The 1,324-nt window shown below is 64.2% G+C and carries 3 protein-coding genes; all 3 read left to right on the top strand.

All coding sequences use genetic code 11. From position 1 onward, the window contains the following. Positions 1 to 358 (top strand): PhoU domain-containing protein (locus tag EN742_RS35210; protein WP_148670541.1); only part of this gene is annotated, 358 nt, incomplete at its 5' end. A gap of 117 nt (positions 359 to 475) precedes the next feature. Beyond that, complete coding sequence (locus tag EN742_RS35205) at positions 476 to 784, top strand: DUF2061 domain-containing protein (RefSeq protein ID WP_245455417.1); 309 nt, start codon at positions 476 to 478, stop codon at positions 782 to 784. A gap of 31 nt (positions 785 to 815) precedes the next feature. Next, positions 816 to 1,324, top strand: a 509-nt coding sequence (locus EN742_RS35200; RefSeq protein WP_148670540.1) for an MFS transporter, incomplete at its 3' end; no start/stop codon positions are given.

Below are 1,324 nucleotides of genomic sequence, written 5' to 3'. Positions count from 1 at the left end.
GAAGAAGCTAGAACGCGGGCTGGAGTTCACGCCCGAAGGCTGGCGCGAGCTCAGCGCCTTCCATGCCTCGGTGCTCGCCAATGCGCGCCTTGCCTTCAACGTACTGGTCTCGCGCGACCCCGAGGCCGCCCGCCAGCTGGTGCTGGAAAAGGACCGGCTGCGCGACCGCGAGAAGGAAACCAGCGCCAGCCATTTCGTGCGGCTGCGCGACGGCACCGCCAAGAGCGTCGAGACCAGCTCCATCCATCTCGACACCATCCGCGACCTGAAGCAGATCAACTCGCTGCTCGCCTCCATGGCCTATCCGGTGCTGGAGGAGCGCGGTCTGCTCGGCGGTTCGAGGTTGAAGGCCAGCTAGGGGCTGGGCCATACCGGGTGCGGCGACATCACCTCGGTCCCACGAGAATTTGCCTTTGCTCATCCTCTCGTCGTTCGGCTAAGGATCGTGTGAGGTCTACTGGGAGGATGATCGGCGATGGACACCCATTCACGCAGCTTCGCCAAGGCGCTTTCCTGGCGCGCCACCGGCACCATCGACACGATGATCATTTCACTGGTGGTAACGGGCAGCGTCAAGCTGGCCGCCGCCATCGGCGCCACCGAGGTCGTCACCAAGTCATTGCTCTACTATCTCCATGAACGGGCATGGCTGAAAATCCCTTACGGCAGGAAGACGGCCTTCCTGGCCCCATCGGCAGCTGACCGACTGGATTGGCCCACTCAAGAAAAGCTAAAGCGGCATCGACATTTTCTGCATTGCCGGCGGCGCTTATCCGTGGTTTGAGGCCTGCTCATCCGGGATCGCTTGCCGCGCTATGCTGCCTCTCATTGCCCTGTTCATCGCCGCCTTTGCCTTCGGCACCACGGAGTTCGTCATTGCCGGCGTGCTGCCGCAGGTCGCCGATGGCCTTGGTGTCTCCATTCCCAGCGCCGGCTACCTCGTCTCCGGCTATGCCTGCGGCATCGCCATAGGCGGTCCGCTGCTGGCGCTCGCCACCAAAGGGATCTCGCGCAAGGCTCTGCTCATTGGCCTGGCAGTAGCTTTCACCATCGGCCAGGCGGCTTGCGCGCTGGCGCCAGATTTCACCTCGATGCTGCTTTTGCGCATTGCGGTGGCTGTGGCGCACGGCGCCTATTTCGGCGTCGCCATGGTGGTTGCCGTCGGCCTCGTGCCGGAAGACAAGCGCGGCATGGCGGTGGCGGTCATCCTGTCCGGCCTCACCGTTTCCAACGTCATCGGCGTGCCGGCCGGAACCGCGATCGGCAATCTCTGGGGCTGGCGCGCCACCTTCTGGGTGATGGGCGGGCTGGGCGTAGCGGCAAT

Source organism: Mesorhizobium sp. M4A.F.Ca.ET.020.02.1.1 (assembly GCF_004022645.1).
Taxonomy (GTDB): Bacteria; Pseudomonadota; Alphaproteobacteria; order Rhizobiales; family Rhizobiaceae; genus Mesorhizobium.
The sequence above is the reverse complement of the archived record's forward strand: the minus strand, read 5'-3'. Positions and strand labels throughout refer to the sequence as shown.